The 19,915-nt window shown below is 64.0% G+C and carries 12 protein-coding genes; 11 read left to right on the forward strand and 1 reads right to left on the reverse strand.

All coding sequences use genetic code 11. From position 1 onward, the window contains the following. The first annotated feature begins 24 nt into the window (after window positions 1-24). The 8 genes from yoaA to rlmD all read left to right on the forward strand — a co-directional run bounded on the left by yoaA (window position 25) and on the right by rlmD (window position 9,933). Window positions 25-2,070 carry a DNA repair helicase YoaA gene (yoaA, locus tag GM655_RS05005; protein ID WP_155433482.1) on the forward strand — a complete coding sequence of 682 codons (2,046 nt, stop codon included), beginning with the start codon at window positions 25-27 and terminating at the stop codon, window positions 2,068-2,070. Between the two features lie 141 nt (window positions 2,071-2,211). Further along, window positions 2,212-2,817 carry a toll/interleukin-1 receptor domain-containing protein gene (locus GM655_RS05010; RefSeq protein ID WP_155433483.1) on the forward strand — a complete coding sequence of 202 codons (606 nt, stop codon included), beginning with the start codon at window positions 2,212-2,214 and terminating at the stop codon, window positions 2,815-2,817. 9 nt (window positions 2,818-2,826) lie between these two features. Next, window positions 2,827-4,767 (forward strand): tetratricopeptide repeat protein, encoded by a 1,941-nt coding sequence (locus GM655_RS05015; protein WP_155433484.1) that lies wholly within the window; start codon window positions 2,827-2,829, stop codon window positions 4,765-4,767. A gap of 69 nt (window positions 4,768-4,836) precedes the next feature. After that, complete coding sequence (gene surE / locus GM655_RS05020) at window positions 4,837-5,574, forward strand: 5'/3'-nucleotidase SurE (protein ID WP_155433485.1); 738 nt, start codon at window positions 4,837-4,839, stop codon at window positions 5,572-5,574. Continuing rightward, on the forward strand, window positions 5,571-6,494 hold the full coding sequence (locus tag GM655_RS05025; RefSeq protein WP_155433486.1) for a protein-L-isoaspartate(D-aspartate) O-methyltransferase: 924 nt from the start codon (window positions 5,571-5,573) through the stop codon (window positions 6,492-6,494). The genes surE and GM655_RS05025 overlap by 4 nt, the downstream gene beginning before the upstream one ends. A 40-nt stretch (window positions 6,495-6,534) precedes the next feature. Next, window positions 6,535-7,482, forward strand: a complete 948-nt coding sequence (locus GM655_RS05030) for a peptidoglycan DD-metalloendopeptidase family protein (RefSeq protein ID WP_155433487.1) — start codon at window positions 6,535-6,537, stop codon at window positions 7,480-7,482. Window positions 7,483-7,489: 7 nt separating this feature from the next. Beyond that, window positions 7,490-8,491 (forward strand): RNA polymerase sigma factor RpoS, encoded by a 1,002-nt coding sequence (gene rpoS, locus GM655_RS05035; RefSeq protein ID WP_155433488.1) that lies wholly within the window; start codon window positions 7,490-7,492, stop codon window positions 8,489-8,491. A gap of 98 nt (window positions 8,492-8,589) precedes the next feature. Then, window positions 8,590-9,933 (forward strand): 23S rRNA (uracil(1939)-C(5))-methyltransferase RlmD, encoded by a 1,344-nt coding sequence (gene rlmD / locus GM655_RS05040; RefSeq protein WP_155433489.1) that lies wholly within the window; start codon window positions 8,590-8,592, stop codon window positions 9,931-9,933. 69 nt (window positions 9,934-10,002) lie between these two features. Here the strand turns inward: rlmD and GM655_RS05045 are convergent, their stop codons facing one another. Beyond that, on the reverse strand, window positions 10,003-10,806 hold the full coding sequence (locus GM655_RS05045; protein WP_155433490.1) for an SDR family oxidoreductase: 804 nt from the start codon (window positions 10,804-10,806) through the stop codon (window positions 10,003-10,005). Between the two features lie 139 nt (window positions 10,807-10,945). Between GM655_RS05045 and GM655_RS05050 the strand changes: the two genes are divergently transcribed. From GM655_RS05050 to pbpC, 3 genes are all read left to right on the forward strand, one after another. After that, entirely contained in the window at window positions 10,946-11,848 is a 903-nt protein-coding gene (locus GM655_RS05050) for a LysR family transcriptional regulator (RefSeq protein WP_155433491.1), read from the forward strand. A 114-nt stretch (window positions 11,849-11,962) separates the two neighbouring features. After that, on the forward strand, window positions 11,963-17,710 hold the full coding sequence (locus GM655_RS05055; protein ID WP_155433492.1) for an alpha-2-macroglobulin family protein: 5,748 nt from the start codon (window positions 11,963-11,965) through the stop codon (window positions 17,708-17,710). A gap of 23 nt (window positions 17,711-17,733) precedes the next feature. Then, on the forward strand, window positions 17,734-19,872 hold the full coding sequence (pbpC, locus tag GM655_RS05060) for a penicillin-binding protein 1C (RefSeq protein WP_155433493.1): 2,139 nt from the start codon (window positions 17,734-17,736) through the stop codon (window positions 19,870-19,872). Window positions 19,873-19,915: the final 43 nt, after the last annotated feature.

Below are 19,915 nucleotides of genomic sequence, written 5' to 3' on the forward strand. Positions count from 1 at the left end.
GTTCCGCTGCCTATCTAGTATATTTTGACTCAACACCCGTCCCCGTCCGCCGAGACCCCACCTGCTGCCGTGGTCGGCGAGATTGCCGAAGCGCCTCCCGGAAAACATGATGCCGAGGTCGAACGCCTGTTCGGCGCCGGTGGCCCGCTGGGCCCGGCCGTGGGCGATTTCCGTCCGCGCCGTTCTCAGACTGAAATGGCCAAGGCCGTCGCTGCCGCCATCGATAGCCAGACCACGCTGATCGCCGAAGCGGGCACGGGTACGGGCAAGACTTTTGCCTATCTGGTGCCGGCCCTGCTGTGGGGCGGCAAGACCATCATCTCCACGGGGACCAAGAATCTGCAGGACCAGCTATTCCTGCGCGATATCCCCACCGTACGGGCGGCGCTGCAGGCGCCAGTCTCAGTGGCGCTGCTCAAGGGCCGCTCCAACTATCTGTGCCACTACCATCTGGAGCGCACGCTGCAGAATGGCCGCATGACTTCGCGCGACGATGTGGGCCATCTACGCGAAATTTCGCGCTTCCTGAAAATGACCAACTCCGGCGACAAGGCGGAACTGGCGCGGGTGCCGGAAAATGCGCTGATCTGGAATCTGGTCACATCCACGCGCGACAACTGCATGGGCGCCGAGTGCCAGTATTATCAGGACTGCTTCGTGATGAAGGCGCGCAAGGAAGCCCAGCAGGCCGATGTGGTGGTGGTCAACCACCACCTGTTCTTTGCCGATGTGGCGCTGAAGGATTCCGGCGTGGCCGAGTTGCTGCCTTCGGCCAATACGGTGATCTTCGATGAAGCGCACCAGCTACCCGATACGGCCACGCTGTTCTTCGGCGATACCTTCTCCACCTCGCAAGTGCTGGAACTGTGCCGCGATGTGCTGGCCGAAGGGCTGGCCCACGCGCGCGACGGCGCCGACTGGGGCAAGACCGTGACGGTGGTGGAAAAGGCCGCGCGCGATCTGCGCCTGACCTTCCCGCAGGACATCGTGCGCCTGTCGCTGCCGCAGATTGCACCATCGAGCGACTTCTTCCCCGCGCTGGAAACCCTCAAGGATGAACTGGACGGCCTGCTGGCTGTGCTGGAAACGCAGGCAGAACGGGCCGAGACGCTGGAGCAGTGCCGCCAGCGCGGCCTGCAACTGGCGCAGCAGTTACGTGACTGGAAATTCGACCCGAAAGCGCGCGTTGAGAAGGGCGCGGAAGCCGTGTTCTGGGTGGAAGCCTATGCCTCGTCGCTACAGCTACACAAGACCCCGCTGTCGATCGCGCCCATCTTCAATGGCCAACGCGAAGGTGTGCCCCGTAGCTGGATTTTTACTTCCGCCACGCTGGCCGTGAAAAACGATTTCAGCCACTTCTCCGAGCAGATGGGGCTGACGGGCGAACCGTCCAAGACCTGGCCCAGTCCGTTTGACTATGGCGCGCAAGGCATACTGTATGTGCCTCAAGGTCTGCCCGACCCGAATTCCATGGGCTACACGGACGCCGTGCTGGACCTTGCCTTGCCCGTGATCGAAGCGGCTGGCGGCCGCACCTTCCTGCTGTGCACCACGCTACGCGCCGTCAAGCGCGCGGCCGAACGGTTGCGCGACGAGTTCGAGCGGCGCGGCCTCAACTTCCCCCTGTTCGTACAGGGCGATAAAGGCCGCACCGAATTGCTCGATCAGTTCCGCGCGGCCGGTAACGGCGTGCTGATCGGCAGCCAGTCGTTCTGGGAAGGCGTGGACGTGCGCGGCGACGCACTGTCGCTGGTGATTATCGATAAGCTGCCGTTTGCGCCGCCCGATGATCCCGTGCTGGCGGCCCGCATCGAAGTGATGGAAAAGCAGGGCAAGAACGGCTTTATGCACCACACGCTGCCGGAAGCCATCATCAATCTGAAGCAGGGCGCCGGCCGCCTGATCCGCGACGTCGGCGACCGCGGCGTGCTGATGCTGTGCGATCCGCGCGTGATTTCCAAGCCTTACGGCAAGCGCATCTGGCAAAGTCTGCCGGCCTTCAAGCGCACGCGCGAACAGGCCGACGTCATCGCCTTCTTCCAGAACCCGCCAGCGCCGGACGCCGAATAGGGCGCGCCCCCGCCCCCATTTCTACCGTATTCCTGCCCGGATAGTCCGGCGCACCTTTGCGCTGGCACAAACGCGCGCGGGTACCGGGCGTTAGAGTGAGCTCTGCGCTGCACCGTTTGGCGTGCAGTAACGGAGGATGTCATGGCAATCCGACACGGCTGTTTTATCAGTTATGCCCATGGCCATCACGCATACATGAGCCGCTTCAAGAGCGACCTGATGGAAGCTCTGGCCTGCTATCTGGAACCCCATTTCGATAACGAGGACGAACTGTTCGTCGACAGCGCCCAACTCGGCGGCGGCGACGACCTCGACCAGCGCATCGCCCAGGCACTATGCGAAAGCGTGTGCATGATCGTGATCTACACGCCGCGCTACGAAGCCCACGCCTACACGCGGCGCGAGTATGCCGCCATGCAGCGCATCGAAGCCGAACGCAGCGCCTGGTATCGCCTGCCCAGCCACCTGATCATCCCCGTCATCATGACGCGCCATCCGGCCGGCCTGCCGCCGCAGATTGCCGGGCCCGGCATGTATGTGGATTTTTCCCGCTACACGCTGGCCAGCAACTCGTTCAAATCCAACCCCGAGTTTTTGCCGGAAATCGAGAAAATCGTGCTGCGCATCGCCGAACACTACCACTGCCTGAAGCGCTATATGCCGCCCCGGCATGACTGCAGCAAGGCTGTGCTGCCCGATATCCCGCCCGAATGGCGGGTGCTTCCTCCTCCCAATTTTCCCCGCTAAAGGTTTGCCATGGAAACCCAACCTCTGCTGCTGCCGCCGCTCAGCGATCACGGCGAAGTCATCACTTTTTATGCCTACCGCAATGACGGCAGCCGTAGTGCGGCGCTGGCCAATCTGGCCGTGCTACTGGCGCGCCGGCGTGCGGCCTATAGCCCGGTGCTGATGATAGACTGGGATTTGCAGGCACCGGCGCTGCAGCAGTATTTCGCCGCGCCGCGCAATCATCCGGGCGTGCTGGAACTATTCGAAGCCTGCGCCCGGCAACTGGCCCTGCATCAGCCCAATGGCATCTGCGACGATACCCTGCTGGCCTATGAAGTGCTGGCAGCGGTGGACTGGGAGCAGTATGTGCTGCGCGTGGACGAGGGCAGCCAGCTGTATCTGATGCCGGCTGGCCGGCTGGACGAACAGTATCGCGAACGGCTGGCCGCCTTTGACTGGGAAGCGCTGTTCCGCCGCTGCCCCGCGCTGTTCCGCTGTTTTGCCGCCCAGATGGCCTGCCATTTCCGTCACGTGCTGGTCGATGCCGAAAGCGGGCAGGGCGATACGGCCGGCCTGTGCACCACGCTGCTGCCGCGCAAGCTGGTGATGCTGTTTGGCCCGGAACGGGCCAGTCTGGAAGGTGGCTGCGCCATGGTGCGGCGCGCGGCCAGCTACCGCTGCAGTCACGAAGACGAGCAGCGCCCCCTGCTGGTATATCCCGTGGCCGTGCAGCTGGAGGGCGACGATGCCCGTCTGCGCAGCCTGCGCCGCCATGGCGACGGCTTGCGCCACGCTGGCTACCAGCAGGAGCTGGAGCAGATGCTGGCCGATTGCTATGGTTTGCGTCAGCTCTCGCTCGACAGTTATTGCGATGAAGTCCAGCTGCAGCATAGCCGCGATGAAGCACTGCAGCTGGCGGTACAGGCTACCCCTGAAGGCGACCGGCATACGCTTGCGCGCTCTTACGAAACGCTGCTGGCATGGCTGGAGCCGGGCCATTATCCGTGGCAGTCGCAGGCCCAGCTGGCCGTGCTGGACCAGCTGGCGCTGCTGCCGGCCCAGCTAGCGGGCAATAGTCTGGCGCTGGCGCAGGCCAGGCTGCAGCAGGAACTGGGGCAGTTATATGGCCAGCAGCAGCGCTGGCATGAGGCGCTGGCCTGTTTCGAGCCGGCCTTGCAGCTACGCCAGCAGTTGCTCGGAACCGAACAGCACGAAACGCTGGCTAGCAAGGCAGCCGTGGCGGCAGCACAGTTTCAGCTGGGCCAGCTCGAAGCGGCGCAGATATTGCAGGAATGTGTGGCCGAAGCACGCGACCGTCTGCTCGGCGCCGAACATCCGGACACGCTGGCCGCGCGCAGCGCACTGGCCGTAACGCTGGGCGCCCGCGGCTGTCACCAGCAGGCCATGCTGATCTACGATGAAGTGCTGGCCGTGTATGGCCGGGTGCTGGGCAGCCAGCACCGGCTGACGCTGGCCTGCCGGGGTGAACGCGCACAGCAGCTGTTCCAGCAGGGCGAATTCGAAGCGGCACGCAGCGCGCAGGAACAGTTGCTGGCTGAGCGCAAGCGCTGCCTCGGCAGCGAACATGCTGATACGCTGGCCAGCCGCAGCGCGCTGGCCTGGACCATGCTGCAGTTGGACGAGCCGGACGTCGCCCACAGCCTGCTCGATGCGGTGTTGCAAATTAGTATCAAGCACCATGGTCTCCACCATGCCGCCGTACAGCAGGCCCGGGCGGCACTGACGGAAATGCTGAAACAGACGGGCAGCCATGCGGGCCAGCATCCGGGGCAGGCCGATCTGGTGCCGGAATTGCGTCAGGATGGCGCGCTCGATGCCTATGACGAAGCGCTGTTGCAGCCTTTGCAACCCCTGCATCCGCTAGGCCCCGAAGTGGCGCAGCGGACGGCCGAACAGTTGCTGGCGCTCGATCAGCTACCGGCCACGCCCCGACCGCAGGGCAGCTGAGCTAAATTTATCTGCACGGGGGAAGTCGCAGACGCGCAGGGCGGCCATTGCTTCGGGTAAAATCGTCGTATGAAAATCCTGATCAGTAATGACGACGGTTATCTGGCTCCCGGCATCAATGCGCTGGCAGCCGCGCTGGCACCCATCGCCGACATCGTCGTGGTGGCGCCGGACAGCAACCGTTCCGGTGCGTCCAATTCCCTCTCGCTGGACCGGCCCCTGTCGGTGCAGCAGGCCGCCAATGGCTTTTATTTTGTCAACGGCACGCCCACTGATTGCGTGCACGTGGCGCTGACGGGCATGCTCGACTACCGTCCTGATCTGGTTGTGTCCGGCATCAATAACGGCCCCAATATGGGCGACGACACGCTGTATTCGGGCACGGTGGCGGCGGCCACGGAAGGCTATCTGTTCGGCATCCCCGCCATCGCCTTTTCGCAGGGCGCGTTCGGCTGGGAACACATCGATGCGGCGGCCCGCCATGCGCGCGACATCATCGTGCAATACATGGAGACGCTGCCAGCACCGTATCTGCTGAATGTGAACATCCCCAACTTGCCGTACGAGCAATTGCTGCCGCCCGTGGCCACCCGGCTGGGCCGGCGCCATCAGGCCGAACCCGTGATCCGGGCACAGGACCCGCGCGGCAAGGAAATTTTCTGGATAGGGCCTCCGGGCGCCACCAAGGATGCGGGCGAGGGCACGGATTTCTACGCCTGCGCCAACGGCCGCACCTCGATCACGCCTTTGCAGATCGATCTCACCCATAAAACCCAGCTGGACGTACTCGCAAAGGCACTGGCATGACCGACAAAAACCGTCGCTTTCCGCTTCCGCTCTCCTCGGTGGTCGATCAGGGGCACAAGAAGGCCACGGTGTCGGCACCCATAGTCCGGCCACAGACGGCAACCCAGAACGCGGCGCGCCATCTGCCCCAGCCTTTGCGCAGCGCCAGCAGCGGCAACACCAGCAGCAGCGGCAACACCGGTGCCAGCAAGCCACCGCTATTTCATTCGCAGTCGCATACCCATGCCCAGCCTCGCCCGGTGCAGCCGGTAGCGTCCCAGCCCGTGATGAACCAGCGTCAGAGCCCGCTGGTATCGGATGCCGTACGGCGTGCGATGGTGCAGCGCGTGGCCAAGCAGGGCGTACAGGACAGCGTGGTACTGGCGGCGCTCGAAAGCGTGCCGCGCCATATGTTCATGGAAGAAGGGCTGTCGTCGCAGGCCTATATCGATGCTTCGCTGCCTATCGGCCACCATCAGACCATTTCCCAGCCGTATATCGTGGCGCGCATGATAGAGCTGATGCGCAATGGCGGTCAGCTCAAGCGGGTGCTGGAAATCGGCACGGGCTGCGGCTATCAGGCGGCCGTGCTGGCCTGCGTGGCACAGGAAGTGTATTCAATCGAACGTATCAAGCCCCTGCACGAGCTGGCCAAAGTCAATCTGCGCCCGCTGCGCGTGCCCAATCTGCGCCTGCATTACGGCGATGGTATGCTAGGGTTACCGCAGGCGGCGCCATTTGATGGCATCATACTGGCTGCTGCCGGACTGGAAGTGCCGCAAGCTTTGCTGGAACAGCTCGCCATAGGCGGGCGGCTGGTGGCACCTGTGGGCGCGCGCGCCCAGCATCTCGAACTCATTACCCGCACAGGCAAGGCTGAATGGACTAGCGAAACGCTGGAAGACTGCCATTTTGTGCCTTTGCGGGCCGGCACCGTCTGAGGGGCCGACACCCACTTTCAGGAAACATGAAGTAATGCGTATGACCAAAAAAATTTCCGCACTGATACTGGGCAGCAGCATGCTGTTAGCTGCCTGCACCAGCGTGCCGAATCAGGCGCCCGTGGTGGACCGCCATGTGGCGAGCAGCAGCAAACCGGCGCCGGTAGTGGAACCAGCGCCGCCAGTGGTGCGCGACGAGCGCGGCATGTACACGGTGAAGAAAGGCGATACCCTGATCCGCATCGCGCTCGAGTTCGGTCAGAACTACCGCGATCTGGTGAGCTGGAATAATCTGTCCAACCCCAATGACATTAAGGTCGATCAGGTACTGCGCGTGCTGCCGCCGGACGCGGTGGCCGGCAGCGGCGTGCAGACGGGCGCTATTGCCATGCCGCCGGTCGACAAGCCAGTGCCGGTGGTGCGTAAAAGCGAGCCGCGCGGCGATAAGAAAGCTTATTCCGAAGCGGCGCTGGCGGAGCTGCAGCGGCCTGACGGCGCCAAGCCCGACAAACCCGGCAGCAAGGCCGGTGCAGCGGCCGGTGCCGCCGCCGTGGCGGAAACGGTGGTGACAGTGCCAGCTCCCGCGCCGGCCCCGGCGCCTGCGCCGGCAGTGGAAGAGGAAAAACTTAGCTGGATGTGGCCGGCCGACGGCAAAGTGATCGCCACTTTTGACGAAGGCAAGAACAAGGGCGTGGACATTGCCGGCAAGGCGGGCCAGCCGGTTGTCGCCGCCGGTGCAGGAAAAGTCATGTATGCCGGTAGCGGCATCCGTGGTTATGGTAATCTGGTGATTGTGAAGCACAGTAATAGCCTGCTGTCGGCCTATGCCCACAATCGCAGCATCGTGGTCAAGGAAGGCAACACCGTAACCAAGGGACAACAGATCGCGGAAATGGGCGACTCCGACACGGATACCGTCAAGCTGCACTTTGAAATCCGGCAGCAGGGCAAACCCGTGGATCCGTCGCGCTTCCTGCCTAACCGTTAGCTAAGCCATGACACCAAGCTCGCACGACTCCATGGATGATGACGCGCTGCCCGACGATTTCCGCGACGATGGCAGCGAAGAGGTTGCCATCGAACCGGCCGAAGGCGAAGTACTGGCCACCGGCGCCGTGCTGGAAAGTGTCGACGAGCTGAAAAAAGTGCTGGCGGCCGAACTGTCGACCGACACCACCCAGCACTATCTGAACCAGATCGGCACCCGTCCGCTGCTGACGGCTGCGCAGGAAGTGCATTACGCCACGCTGGCCAAGAATGGCGACTTCGCCGCGCGCCAGACCATGATCGAGCATAATCTGCGGCTGGTGGTGTCGATTGCCAAGCATTACATCAATCGCGGTGTGGTGCTGCTCGACATGATAGAAGAGGGCAACATCGGCCTGATGCGCGCGATCGACAAGTTCGAGCCCGAACGCGGTTTCCGCTTTTCCACCTATGCGACGTGGTGGATACGCCAGAGCATAGAGCGCGCCATCATGAATCAGGCCCGTACCGTGCGTCTGCCCGTGCACATGGTGCGCGAACTGAACCAGATTTTGCGCGGCAAATACCATCTCGAAGCGCGCCAGCATGACGGCAAGGATGCCACGGCGGAAGACATTGCCGAATTGGTGGGGCGTCCCGTGGAAGAAGTGCAGGACATCCTTGCCATGTCCGAGCATGCGACTTCGCTCGATGCGCCGCTCGACAACGATCCCCAGTCCTCGCTGATGGACATGCTGCCCGGCGCCAGCGAAGACAGCCCCGATGCGCGTGCCGAACACCATGAAATGACGCTGCTGGTGCGCGACTGGTTGACCCGTCTGCCGGACAAGCAGCGCGTGGTCATCATGCGCCGTTTCGGCCTCGACAACGACGATCCGGCCACGCTGGAAACCCTGGCCGAGGAAATGGGCGTGACGCGCGAGCGGGTGCGCCAGATCCAGCAGGAAGCTCTCATCAAGCTCAAGCGCGCCATGGCTGCGCGTGGCGTGGTGCGCGATTCGCTGCTGTAGTCGCGCGCGGTTCTGCTATCATATTGGCCTCTCTGGTGCTGATCCCGTGCCGCGCGCCGCTGCGGTGATCGCCGGCCATACTCCTTATTCTGAAGCTTATGCAAGAAAATACCCTCGTCATCAAATCGCTCGATATGGACGCCCGCGGCGTCGGCCATCTGGAAAATGAAGATGGTTCGCCCGGCAAAGTGGTGTTTGTCGAAGGTGCATTGCCGGGTGAACGGGTGACCTTCACGACCTTCAAGAAGAAGAAAAACTGGGAAATGGCGCGCATGGATGAACTGCTGCGCGAATCGTATATGCGCGTGCAGCCGCAATGCCGCCATTTCGCCATTTGCGGCGGTTGCTCGATGCAGCATCTGGAGCCGTCGGCGCAGGTGGCCGTCAAGCAGCGCGTGCTGGAAGATAATCTGGTCCACATCGGCAAGGTCAAAGCCGAGTCCATGATGCGTCCGCTGTACGGCCCGACCTGGGGCTACCGCTATCGCGCCCGTCTGTCGGTGCGCCACGTGGCCAAGAAAGGCACGGTGCTGGTAGGCTTCCACGAAAAGAAATCCGTGTTCGTGGCCGATATCCAGAGCTGCGAAATTCTGCCGCGCCATGTGTCGGATCTGCTGATGCCGCTGCGTGCGCTGATCGGTTCGCTGTCGCTGTTCGATCAGATTCCGCAGATCGAAGTGGCCATCGGGGAAGGCGTGACGGCACTGGTGCTGCGCATCATGGCACCGCTGACGGCGGATGACGAAGTCAAGCTGAAAGCTTTTGCAGACCAGCACCAGATCCAGTTCTGGCTGCAGACCAAAGGGCCTGATACGGCCGTGCCTTACTATCCGCTGGGCGACGAGCTGCATTATCTGCTGCCGGAATTCGGCATCCGCATGCCGTTCAAGCCGGTCGATTTTACGCAGGTGAACCACTATATCAACCGCGTGCTGGTGGCCAAGGCGCTGCGTCTGCTGGAAGTGCAGCCGCAGGATCGCGTGGCCGACCTGTTCTGCGGCCTCGGCAACTTCACCTTGCCGCTGGCCACGCAGGCACGCGAAGTGGTGGGCATCGAAGGCCTGACTTCGCTGACCGAGCGCGCGCTGGACAATGCCAAGGCCAACGGCCTGTCCGACAAGACCACGTTCTACACGCGCAATCTGTTCGAAATCACGGCCGATCACTTGATCGAACTGGGCAAGTTCGACCGCATGCTGATCGACCCGCCACGCGATGGCGCGATGGCGCTCAGCGAAGCGCTGGTGGCGCTGAGCCAGAGCCGTGCCGACCTGCTGCCGCGCCGTATCGTGTATGTGTCGTGCAGCCCGTCCACGCTGGCGCGCGATGCGGGCATTCTCGTCAACGCCGGCTACACGCTGAGCAAAGCCGGTGTGGTGAATATGTTCCCCCACACTTCGCACGTGGAATCGATGGCCGTATTCGATCTGCCTGCGGCCTGAGTACGCGGCCCTGTGGCCGGATAAAAACAGCGCAACCACGGTTGCGCTGTTTTTGTTTGCGTCGCCGGATCAGGTGCGGGTGATCGACAGGCCGCCATCGACCAGTGCGGCCGTGCCGGTGACGAAGGATGCATCATCGGAGGCCAGATACAACACCGAGCGGGCCAGTTCCTGTGGCGTGGCGATGCGCTTCAGTGCATGCAGTCCCGTGATAAAGCTCTGCGATTCCGCCGTATGGTTGGTGTCGCGGTACATATCGGTATCCACCGCACCGGGCAGCACGGCGTTGACCCGTACGCCTTGCGCGCCATATTCGGCGGCCAGCGTTTGGGTCAGGCCGATCAGGCCGGACTTGCTGGCGGCATAGGCGGCCATGCCGGGGAAGGACACGGTGTGACCGACAAAGGTCGAGGTGAAGATCACCGAACCGCCGCCGTTGTTCTGCATCTGCGCGATCTGGTGCTTGGCACCGTAGAAGGCGCCCGTCAGATTGATGGCCAGCGTATCGTTCCAGCCGTCGGCCGAAATACTCGTGCTGGCGCCGCTCTCGCCTATGGTGCCGGCGTTGTTGAAAGCGATGTCGAGCCGGCCGTAGCGCTGCACGGCCAGCGCCACCAGCGCGGCGGCATAGTCTTCCGAGCGCACGTCGCCGGCCAGTGCCACGGCTTCGCCGCCCGCTTCGATAATTTCGCCGACCAGTTTCTGCAGCTCGGCATCGCGGCGGGCGCCCACTACCAGTTTGGCGCCTTCGGCGGCAAACAGCAGGGCGGTAGCGCGGCCTATGCCGGAGCTGGCGCCCGTGATCAGGGCGACTTTGCCTTGCAGGCGCTGGCTGGTGGCGGTATTGGTGATATGGCTAGCTGGGTGGTTCATTTTGCGGCTCCTTAAAATGGGGAAGAGTGAATGTCTGCTACGGAAACCAGTGTAGGATTGAAACCGCGTCCGGATAAGTGAGCAAAAGAAGGAGCTTGTGTTCGGTATAATCGAACAATCGCGTATCCGGGAGGGCAGCATGGTCAAACTCGATGGCATCAGTAGCTTCGTCGCGATCGCCGAAGCCGGCTCTATCAGCGCGGCGGCGCGCCGTTTGCATCTGTCGAAATCCGTGGTCAGCGAACGGCTGGCCGAGCTGGAACAGCATCTGGGAGCGCCGCTGTTTCACCGCACCACCCGCAAGCTGAGCCTGACGGAAGATGGCAGCGCCTTTCTCGAACGGGCCAACCGCATCGTCTGGGAAGTGCAGGATGCGGTGACGGAAGTGGCCGAGCGGCGCGGCAGCCTGAGTGGCCCCATGCGCCTGTCGGCGCCCGTCACGTTCGGGCGCATGCATCTGGGGCCGGCGCTGTATCCGTTTCTGGCCCGGCATCCGGGCATTTCGCTGACGCTGGAACTGGACGACCGCCGCATCGACGCAGCAGCGGAGGGCTATGACGCCGTGATCCGCCATGGCACGGTGGAAGACAGCCGGCTGGTGGCGCTGCCGCTGGCGCCCAGCCGGCGCCTGCTGGTGGCCGCGCCCGACTATCTGGCACGGCATGGCAGGCCCGACTCGCTGGCCGCCTTGCGTCAGCACCGCGCCATCTACTACACCAACCGCAACGTGGCCGACTGGCGCTTTGCCGATGTGCGGCAGGATGTTTTCGTACGTCCGCCGGCTGCACTGCGCGTCAACAATGGCGACATGATGCGCGATGCGGCGCTGGCCGGTCTGGGGCTGGCGCTGCTGCCCAGTTTTATCGTGGGCGAAGAACTGCGCGCCGGCACGCTGGTCAGGCTCGATATCGGCCACGAAGCGGCGCAGGAGCTGATCTACGTGGCCCACCCCGAAGGACGGCGCGCTTCGCACAAACTGCGCACGCTGGTGAGCACCTTGCGCGAGCATTTCGGCACGCCGCCATACTGGGATGTGGTCTAGCGCCCACGGCGAGCTTTAAGTATTTGAAGTTTGATGTTTTTCCGGTAATGTTGTTGACTTTGCTTTTGGTGTTTGCAACACTGAGCTGTTTCCCTTACAGCTTACGGAGTTGGCATGCGCCTGCTGTCCCGTCTCGCCGGTATCGCTGCCTTGTGCAGCCTGCCGCTGGCCGTTCTGGCCGAATCCTCGATCACGCGTTTTTCTCCTGTCGGTACGGTCAAGCAGGTGCGCCAGGTCAAAGCGCGCTTCAGCGCGCAGATGGTGCCGCTGGGCGACCTGCGGCTGGATGATCCGTTCAGCATCGATTGTGGCGTGCCGGGCAAGGGGCGCTGGGTCGATGGGCGCAACTGGGTCTATGATTTCGAGCGCGATCTGCCGGCTGCCGAGTCCTGTCGCTTCACGCTCAAGGACAGTGTGCGTGATCTGGCTGGCCAGCCACTGGCCGGTGAGCACAGTTACAGCTTCAATACGGGCGGACCCAAGATCCTCATGTCCTCGCCGCGTCAGGGCGCTTACGACATCGACGAACAGCAGGTCTTCATACTGGGACTGGATGCGCCAGCCACGAGTGAGAGCATCAGCGAACACGCTTGGTGCCGTGCGCAGGGCATCAATGAGCGCATAGGCGTGCGCCTGCTGACGGGCGAAGAACGCCAGCGCGTGCTCGATCAGCGCAAGGATCTGGTGGAGCGCCATCTGGTGGCGTACTACCGTGCCCGTGGCGTGGTGTGGAGTGCCCGGCTGGCGGTGCGCGACAAGCGCCTCGAGCAGCTCTCGCTGGCGGTCCTGCAGTGCAAGCAGCGCCTGCCGGCCAAGGCTGAAGTGACGCTGGTCTGGGGCGCCGGCATCGCCGCAGAAAACGGCATGAGCAGCGCGCAAGATCAGCACTGGTCGTTCAGTACGCGGCCGGATTTTACGGCCAGCTTTAGTTGCGACAAGCTGAAAAAGAATGGCGGCTGCATTCCCTTCCTGCCGATGCGGCTGGGCTTTTCCGCGCCGGTGCGCAAGGCCGACATGCTGGCCATCAGCTTGCGCGGGCCGGGCGGAAAAACTTATCACGGCACGCTGCCGAAAGAGCAGCAGGCGGAATTCGTCGATACGCTGGAGTTCAAAGGCCCGTTCCCCGAGCGTGCCGCATTCACGCTGAATTTGCCGGCAGGGCTCAAGGATGACGGCGGGCGCAGCCTGCTCAATGCGGAACGCTTCCCGCTGGCCGTGCGCACGGATGCACAGCCGCCGCTGATCAAATTCCCGGCGCGCTTCGGCATCATCGAAGCGCGCGGCGATCGCATGCTGCCGGTCACGCTGCGCAATGTGGAAGCCAGTCTGGCCGTGGCGGCAGCAAAGATCGAAGGCAGCAGCCTGCGCGTCAATGATGCTGCCTTGGCGCAGGAGCAGCAGGACCGCCAGATCATGGACTGGCTGCACCGTCTGACCGGCTATGGCGGCGAGCCGCGCGAACTGGCTGGCGACGCGCTGTATCAGCCGCTGCTGGCGCAAAAGAAGGGTGCCGCTGCCAGCGGCATCGAGCGCTTCGCCGTACCGAAACCGGCTGGCCGTCAGGCCATGGAAGTAGTAGGCATCCCGCTGCGCAAGCCGGGCTTCTATGTGGTGGAACTGGCCAGCCCACGGCTCGGTGCCGGGCTGGCCGAAAAGCCGGCGCCCGCCTATGTCAGCGCGGCTGCGCTGGTGACCAATATGGTGGCGCACTTCAAGCACGGCGCCAGCTCCTCGCTGGTGTGGGTGACGTCGCTCGATCAGGGCAAGCCGGTCGCGCAGGCGCAGGTCAGCATACGTGATTGCGACGGCAAGCTGCTGCGTCAGGGCGTGACCAATCAGCAGGGCGTGGCCAGTTTCAGCGGTGAACTGCCCGAGCGCCAGTGCATGGGCAGCAGCGCCTACTTCATCACGGCGCGCAGCGGCAACGATATGACCTTTACTGCGTCGGACTGGACGCGCGGTATCGAGAGCTGGCGCTTCAACGTGCCGTCCGGCGACCGGCGCGATGAAAACGTGCTGGCCACTACCGTATTCGATCGCACCTTGCTGCGTGCCGGCGAAACCGTACACATGAAGCACTTCCTGCGCCGGCATACGGAGCAGGGCTTCAGCCTGCTGACGGCCGACAGTGCGAGTAACCGCGGGCGTGGCGCTTTCGGCCGCCAGCTGACGCCGGACGAGCGCAAGGCCCAGCCGGAGAACGTACAGCTGCTGCATGAAGGCAGCGAGCAGCGCTATCAGGTGGCGCTCAAGTGGAGTGCCAATGGCAGCGCCGAAAGCGAATGGCATATTCCGGCCGACGCCAAGCAGGGCTGGTATCAACTGCTGCTGGGTGGGCGCGATGCAGGGCGTTTCCGCGTCGAGCAGTTCCGCGTGCCCACCATGAAGGCGGTGATGCAGGGGCCGAAGACGCCGGCCGTGCAGGCCAGCAGCGTGGATCTCGATGTGCAGCTCAGCTATCTGTCGGGCGGCGCTGCGGCCGGTGTACCGGTACAGTTGCGTACTGTATTGCAGAACAAATCGCTGTATTTCGAGGACTATGCCGACTTCACCTTCAATGCCGGCGATGTGCGCACGGGCATGGAGCGCGAGCAGCCCGTGTTCGACGACGATGAAGGCAGCTTCGAGGGCGAGCAGGGCGATGCCAGCGCCGCCAGCGGCTTCAAGACCCGCAAGCTAACGCTGGACAAGCAGGGCGGCGCGCGTGTAACGCTGGACCAGTTGCCGGCAGTGACTACGCCGCAGGAACTGCTGACGGAAATGTCGTATCAGGATGCGAATGGCGAAACGCTGTCGGCCACTACCACCATCCCGCTGTGGAACTCGGCCTATCTGATCGGCCTGCAGCCCGATGGCTGGGTGGCCAGCAAGGATGGTCTGAAGTTCACCGTGGTGGTGCTCGATGTGCAGGGCAAGCCGGTCGCTCAGGCGCCCGTGACGGTGGACTTCTTCCAGCGCCTGCAGTATTCGCACCGGCGCCGTCTGATCGGCGGCTTCTACGCCTATGAAAACCAGAGCGAAGTCAAAGCGCTGGGGCCGGCCTGCGCGGGCCAGACGGATAGCCGTGGCTTGCTGATCTGCGAAGTCAAAGCACCTGCCTCGGGCAATCTGATCCTGCGCGCCAGCACCCACGACAGCGCCCAGCGTGCCGCCATCACCCAGCGCGAAACCTGGGTGGCCGATGGCGCGGACTGGTGGTTCAGCGCCAGTGATAACGACCGCATCGATCTGCTGCCCGAGCAGAAGCGCTACGAGCCGGGCCAGACGGCCAGCTTCCAGCTGCGCATGCCGTTTCGTGAAGCGACGGCGCTGATTACCGTCGAGCGCGAAGGTGTGCTCGATACCTATGTGCGTCAGGTCTCGGCCAAGGAGCCCGTGTTCACGCTGCCCGTCAAAGGCAACTATGCACCGAATGTGTATGTTTCGGCGCTGGTGGTGCGGGGCCGTGCGGCCGGCGTGCAGCCGACGGCCCTGGTCGATCTCGGCAAGCCGGCCTACAAGCTGGGCATCACGCCGCTGCGGGTGGGCTGGGCCGCGCACGAGCTGAAAGTGCAGGTCAAAACGGACAAGCCGGTCTACAACATCCGCGAGAAGGCTAGCGTGCAGGTCAAGGTGGCGCGGGCCGATGGCGCGCCGCTGCCTGCCGGTGCCGAGGTGGCACTGGCTGCCGTCGATGTGGGGCTGCTGGAACTGATGCCCAACACTAGCTGGGAACTGCTGGAGGCCATGATGCAGCAGCGTAATCTGCAAGTGCAGACGGCGACGGCGCAAATGCAGGTGGTCGGCAAACGCCATTTCGGCCGCAAGGCCGTGCCCCATGGCGGTGGCGGCGGCAAAGGCGCCGGACGTGAACTGTTCGATACCCTGCTGTTCTGGAAAGCCCGCGTGGTACTCGATGCCAATGGCGAAGCCAGCGTGCAAGTGCCTATCAATGACTCGCTGACGGCGTTCCGCATCGTCGCCATTGCCAGTGCCGATGCCGACCTGTTTGGCACGGGACGTACCGAGATCCGCAGCTCGCAGGACTTGATGCTGCTATCGGGCCTGCCGCCCGTGGTGCGCGAAGGCGACCGACTGCGCGCCGGTTTCACGCTGCGCAATACCAGCGACGCAGCGGTGCAGGTTGCGCTGACGGCCAGCGCCGGCGGCAAGGCGCTGGCGCCGCAGCAGGTGGCGCTGGAAGCGGGCGCTGCGCAGGAAATCGGCTGGGATTATCTGGTGCCCGCTGGCGCAAGCACGCTGGCATGGGATGTCGCTGCCAGCATCGTGGGCAGCGATGGCGCTGCTGCGCGTGACCGCCTGAAAGTCAGTCAGCGCGTGCTGCCGGCTGTGCCGGTGCGTACCACCCAGGCCACGCTGCTGCAGCTCGACCAGGGCCAGCGCATGCAGGTGCGCATACCGGAAGATGCTTTGCCCGGCCGTGGCGGCGTGCAGGTACAGTTCAGCGCCCGGCTGGGCAGCGAGCTGTCCGCACTGCGCGAGTATATGAGCCAGTACCCATACCGCTGCTTCGAGCAGGTGACGTCGCGCGCGATCGCGTTGCACGACAAGGCCATGTGGCAGGCGAATATGGAAACCCTGCCCGCGCATCTCGATAGCGATGGTCTGGTCAAGTATTTCGCGCCCATGGCGCAGGGCGATGAAATGCTGACGGCCTACGTGCTGTCGGCCGCCCACGAAGGCGGCTATGCGATACCCGAGGATCTCAAGAACAGCATGCTGACTGGGCTGCGGAACTTTGTCGCAGGGCGTATCGTGCGCTGGTCGGCCTTGCGCACCACCGATCTGGCCGTGCGCAAACTGGCCGCACTGGAAGCGATCTCGCACTACGCGCCAATACAGGTGGAGCAACTGCAATCGTTCGCGATCGAGCCGAATCTGTGGCCCACCTCGGCCGTGATCGACTGGTATCAGATCCTCAAGCATTCGCCGCAACTGCCGCAAAGGGCGCAGCGCTGGGCTCAGGCCGAGCAAATCCTGCAAGCGCGCCTGAACCTGCAGGGCACCACCATGGGCTTCTCGACCGAGCGTAGCGATAACTGGTGGTGGTTGATGGCTTCGGGCGACAGCAATGCCAACCGCCTGCTGCTGGCCGTGGCCGACAATCCGGGCTGGAAAGAAGACATAGGCCGGTTGGCACGCGGCGCGCTGGGACGCCAGCGCAAGGGCCGCTGGAATACCACGGTGGCCAATGCCTGGGGCACGCTGGCGCTAGAACGCTTCTCGCAGTTGCATGAACGCGTGGCTGTGACGGGCAGCAGCAGCGCCACGCTGGCGCAGGTCAGCAAGAGCATTGCTTACGGCGGCGACGCCACGGGTGGCAAGGTCATGCTGCCATGGCCGCGCGGTTCGGCCGAACTGGAACTGAACCATAAGGGCACGGGCAAACCGTGGGTGACCGTGCAGACGCTGGCCGCGCTGCCGCTCAAGGCGCCGCTGTCCAGCGGCTACCGCATCAGCAAGAGCATCACGGCGCTGGAGCAGAAGCCGGCCGGCGTATGGTCGCGCGGTGATGTGTACCGCGTGCGGCTGGAGCTGGAAGCGCAGGCGGATATGACCTGGGTGGTGGTGGACGATCCGATTCCGGCCAGTGCCACCGTGCTGGGCACGGGACTGGGTACGGACAGCCAGATACTGGGCGCCAGCAAGCAGCAGGGCTGGGTCTGGCCCGCCTTCGAGGAGCGCAGCTTTGATGGCTACCATGCCTTCTACCAGTTCGTACCGAAAGGGAAGTGGAGCGTGGAGTACACGGTCCGGCTAAATAATGCCGGCCAGTTCAACCTGCCGTCTACCCGGGTGGAAGCCATGTACAACCCCGAGATGTTCGGCGAGCTGCCCAATGCTGTCGTGACGGTGAAATGAAACTGCGCGGATCGGGCCGATGGATGTTGCCATTGCTGCCACTGCTGCTGTGCGCAATGCTGCCTGCGCTGGCGGCACGCGCCGCCGTGCCCACGCCCGAGCAGGTCAGGCGCGAGTATCGCGGCTCGGAAGCGCAATTGCTGGACCGGCACGGCGAACTGATACAGTCGCTGCGCATCGATCTGCAGGGGCGGCGCGCAGACTGGGTGGCGTTAGGTGATATCTCGCCGGCCCTGCCGGCCGCTGTGCTGCAGGCCGAGGACCAGCGCTTCTACCAGCATGAAGGCGTAGACTGGAGCGCAGCCGGCAAGGCTGCCTGGGATAACCTGTTCCGCAGCCGCCCGCGCGGCGCTTCGACCATCACCATGCAGCTTGCGGCCCTGCTCGATCCGCGCCTGCAGGCGTCCAGGCAGGGCCGTAGCTGGTCGCAGAAATGGGATCAGGTGCAAGCTGCGCGCGAGCTCGATGCCAGCTGGAGCAAGGCACAGATACTGGAAGCCTATCTGAATCTGGTGTCCTTCCGTGGCGAGCTGCAGGGCGTCGGCGCGGCGGCGCGCGGCCTGTTCGGCAAAGTGCCGTCCGGCCTCACGCTGACGGAAGCCATGATCATGGCCAGCTTGCTGCGCGGGCCGAATGCCGCGCCGGCGCTGGTGTGGCAGCGCGCGTGCGCACTGTCGCGCGAGCTGCATGCACCGGCCACCTGCAGCGAAATCGAATTGCGCACGCTGGTGGCCATGGGGCGGCCGCAGATCGCGCAGGAGCTGGCACCGGCAACCCAGGTGGCACAGCAACTGTTGAACCACGCTGCGCAGAATGTGCGCAGTACGCTCGATGCGCGGCTGCAGTTGTTTGCCCAGACCGCGCTGCGCCAGCAGCTGATGGCGCTGCGCGACCGCAACGTAGGCGATGGTGCGCTGGTGGTGCTGGATAACGCCAGCGGCGAGATACTGGCCTATGTGGCCAATGCCGGCGCTTCCGAGATCGATGGGGTGACGGCGCTGCGTCAAGCCGGATCGACGCTGAAGCCTTTCCTGTACGAGCTGGCGCTCGAGCGCAGGCTGTTGACGGCGGCTTCGGTGATGGATGATAGCGCCATCGATATCGCCACGCCTACCGGCCTGTATGTGCCGCAGAACTACGACAAGGAATTCAAAGGGCAGGTGAGTGTGCGCACCAGTCTGGCCAGTTCGCTCAATGTGCCGGCGGTCCGTACGCTGGTGTTGACGGGGCTGGAGCGCTTCCATGGCCGGCTGCAGCAGGTGGGACTGAGCAGCCTGACCGAAGCGGCCGACTATTACGGTTATTCGCTGGCGCTGGGTTCGGCCGAAGTCAGTCTGCTGGAACTGAGCAATGCCTACCGCGTGCTGGCCAATGGCGGCCTGTATGGCAGCGTGACGCTGACGCCGCGCGCCCAGCCGCCAGCGCCACGGCGCGTGCTCGATGCGGGGGCCAGCTTCATCATCGGCGATATCCTGTCCGACCGTGCCGCGCGCAGCGTGACCTTCGGCCTGAAGAACGAACTCGCCACCGGCTTCTGGAGCGCCGTCAAGACGGGCACCAGCAAGGATATGCGCGATAACTGGTGTGTCGGCTACTCGGAGCGTTATACGGTCGGCGTCTGGGTCGGGAATTTCGATGGCCAGCCCATGTGGGATGTCTCGGGTGTGACCGGTGCGGCACCGGCGTGGCGCGATGTGATGGACTATCTGCACCGCCAGCAGCCTGGCCGTGCGCCGGCACCACCGGCGGGCGTACTGGCGCGCCAGATCAGCTACCAGCCGGCGCTCGAGAGTCCGCGCAACGAATGGTTCATGGCAGGGACGGAAAGCCGGGTCATCACGCTGGTGGCGGAAGCCCAGCGCGCGCCCAAAATCATCTATCCGGCGGAATCGACCATCATCGCGCTCGATCCGGACATGCCGGATGCCGTGCAGCGGGTATTCTTTCAGGCGCAGGCGGGCCAGGGCCTGAGCTGGCAACTGGATGGCACCGAGCTGGGGCAGGCTAGCCGCGCCTATCCGTGGCAGCCTACGCCGGGCCAGCACCTGCTGGCGCTGGTCGATGGCGAAGCGCGCGTGATTGCCAGCACGCGTTTTCAGGTGCGCGGTAATGGCGCAGCGGAGCAGCATACGGGTGCGGCCGAGCTGCCTGCGGGCGAGTGAGCTTGCCGGCCCGCGTCAGCGCAATGGCACGGTTGTCAGTTGC

The sequence above is a fragment of the Pseudoduganella danionis genome (genome assembly GCF_009720775.1).
Lineage (GTDB): Bacteria > Pseudomonadota > Gammaproteobacteria > Burkholderiales > Burkholderiaceae_D > Rugamonas > Rugamonas danionis.

Coding starts and splice junctions, on each gene's coding strand:
- GM655_RS05010 (WP_155433483.1), top strand. CDS start 2,212: ATGGCAATCCGACACGGCTGTTTTATCAGTTATGCCCATGGCCATCAC.
- GM655_RS05015 (WP_155433484.1), top strand. CDS start 2,827: ATGGAAACCCAACCTCTGCTGCTGCCGCCGCTCAGCGATCACGGCGAA.
- surE (WP_155433485.1), top strand. CDS start 4,837: ATGAAAATCCTGATCAGTAATGACGACGGTTATCTGGCTCCCGGCATC.
- GM655_RS05025 (WP_155433486.1), top strand. CDS start 5,571: ATGACCGACAAAAACCGTCGCTTTCCGCTTCCGCTCTCCTCGGTGGTC.
- GM655_RS05030 (WP_155433487.1), top strand. CDS start 6,535: ATGACCAAAAAAATTTCCGCACTGATACTGGGCAGCAGCATGCTGTTA.
- rpoS (WP_155433488.1), top strand. CDS start 7,490: ATGACACCAAGCTCGCACGACTCCATGGATGATGACGCGCTGCCCGAC.
- rlmD (WP_155433489.1), top strand. CDS start 8,590: ATGCAAGAAAATACCCTCGTCATCAAATCGCTCGATATGGACGCCCGC.
- GM655_RS05045 (WP_155433490.1), bottom strand. CDS start 10,806: ATGAACCACCCAGCTAGCCATATCACCAATACCGCCACCAGCCAGCGC.
- GM655_RS05050 (WP_155433491.1), top strand. CDS start 10,946: ATGGTCAAACTCGATGGCATCAGTAGCTTCGTCGCGATCGCCGAAGCC.
- GM655_RS05055 (WP_155433492.1), top strand. CDS start 11,963: ATGCGCCTGCTGTCCCGTCTCGCCGGTATCGCTGCCTTGTGCAGCCTG.
- pbpC (WP_155433493.1), top strand. CDS start 17,734: ATGTTGCCATTGCTGCCACTGCTGCTGTGCGCAATGCTGCCTGCGCTG.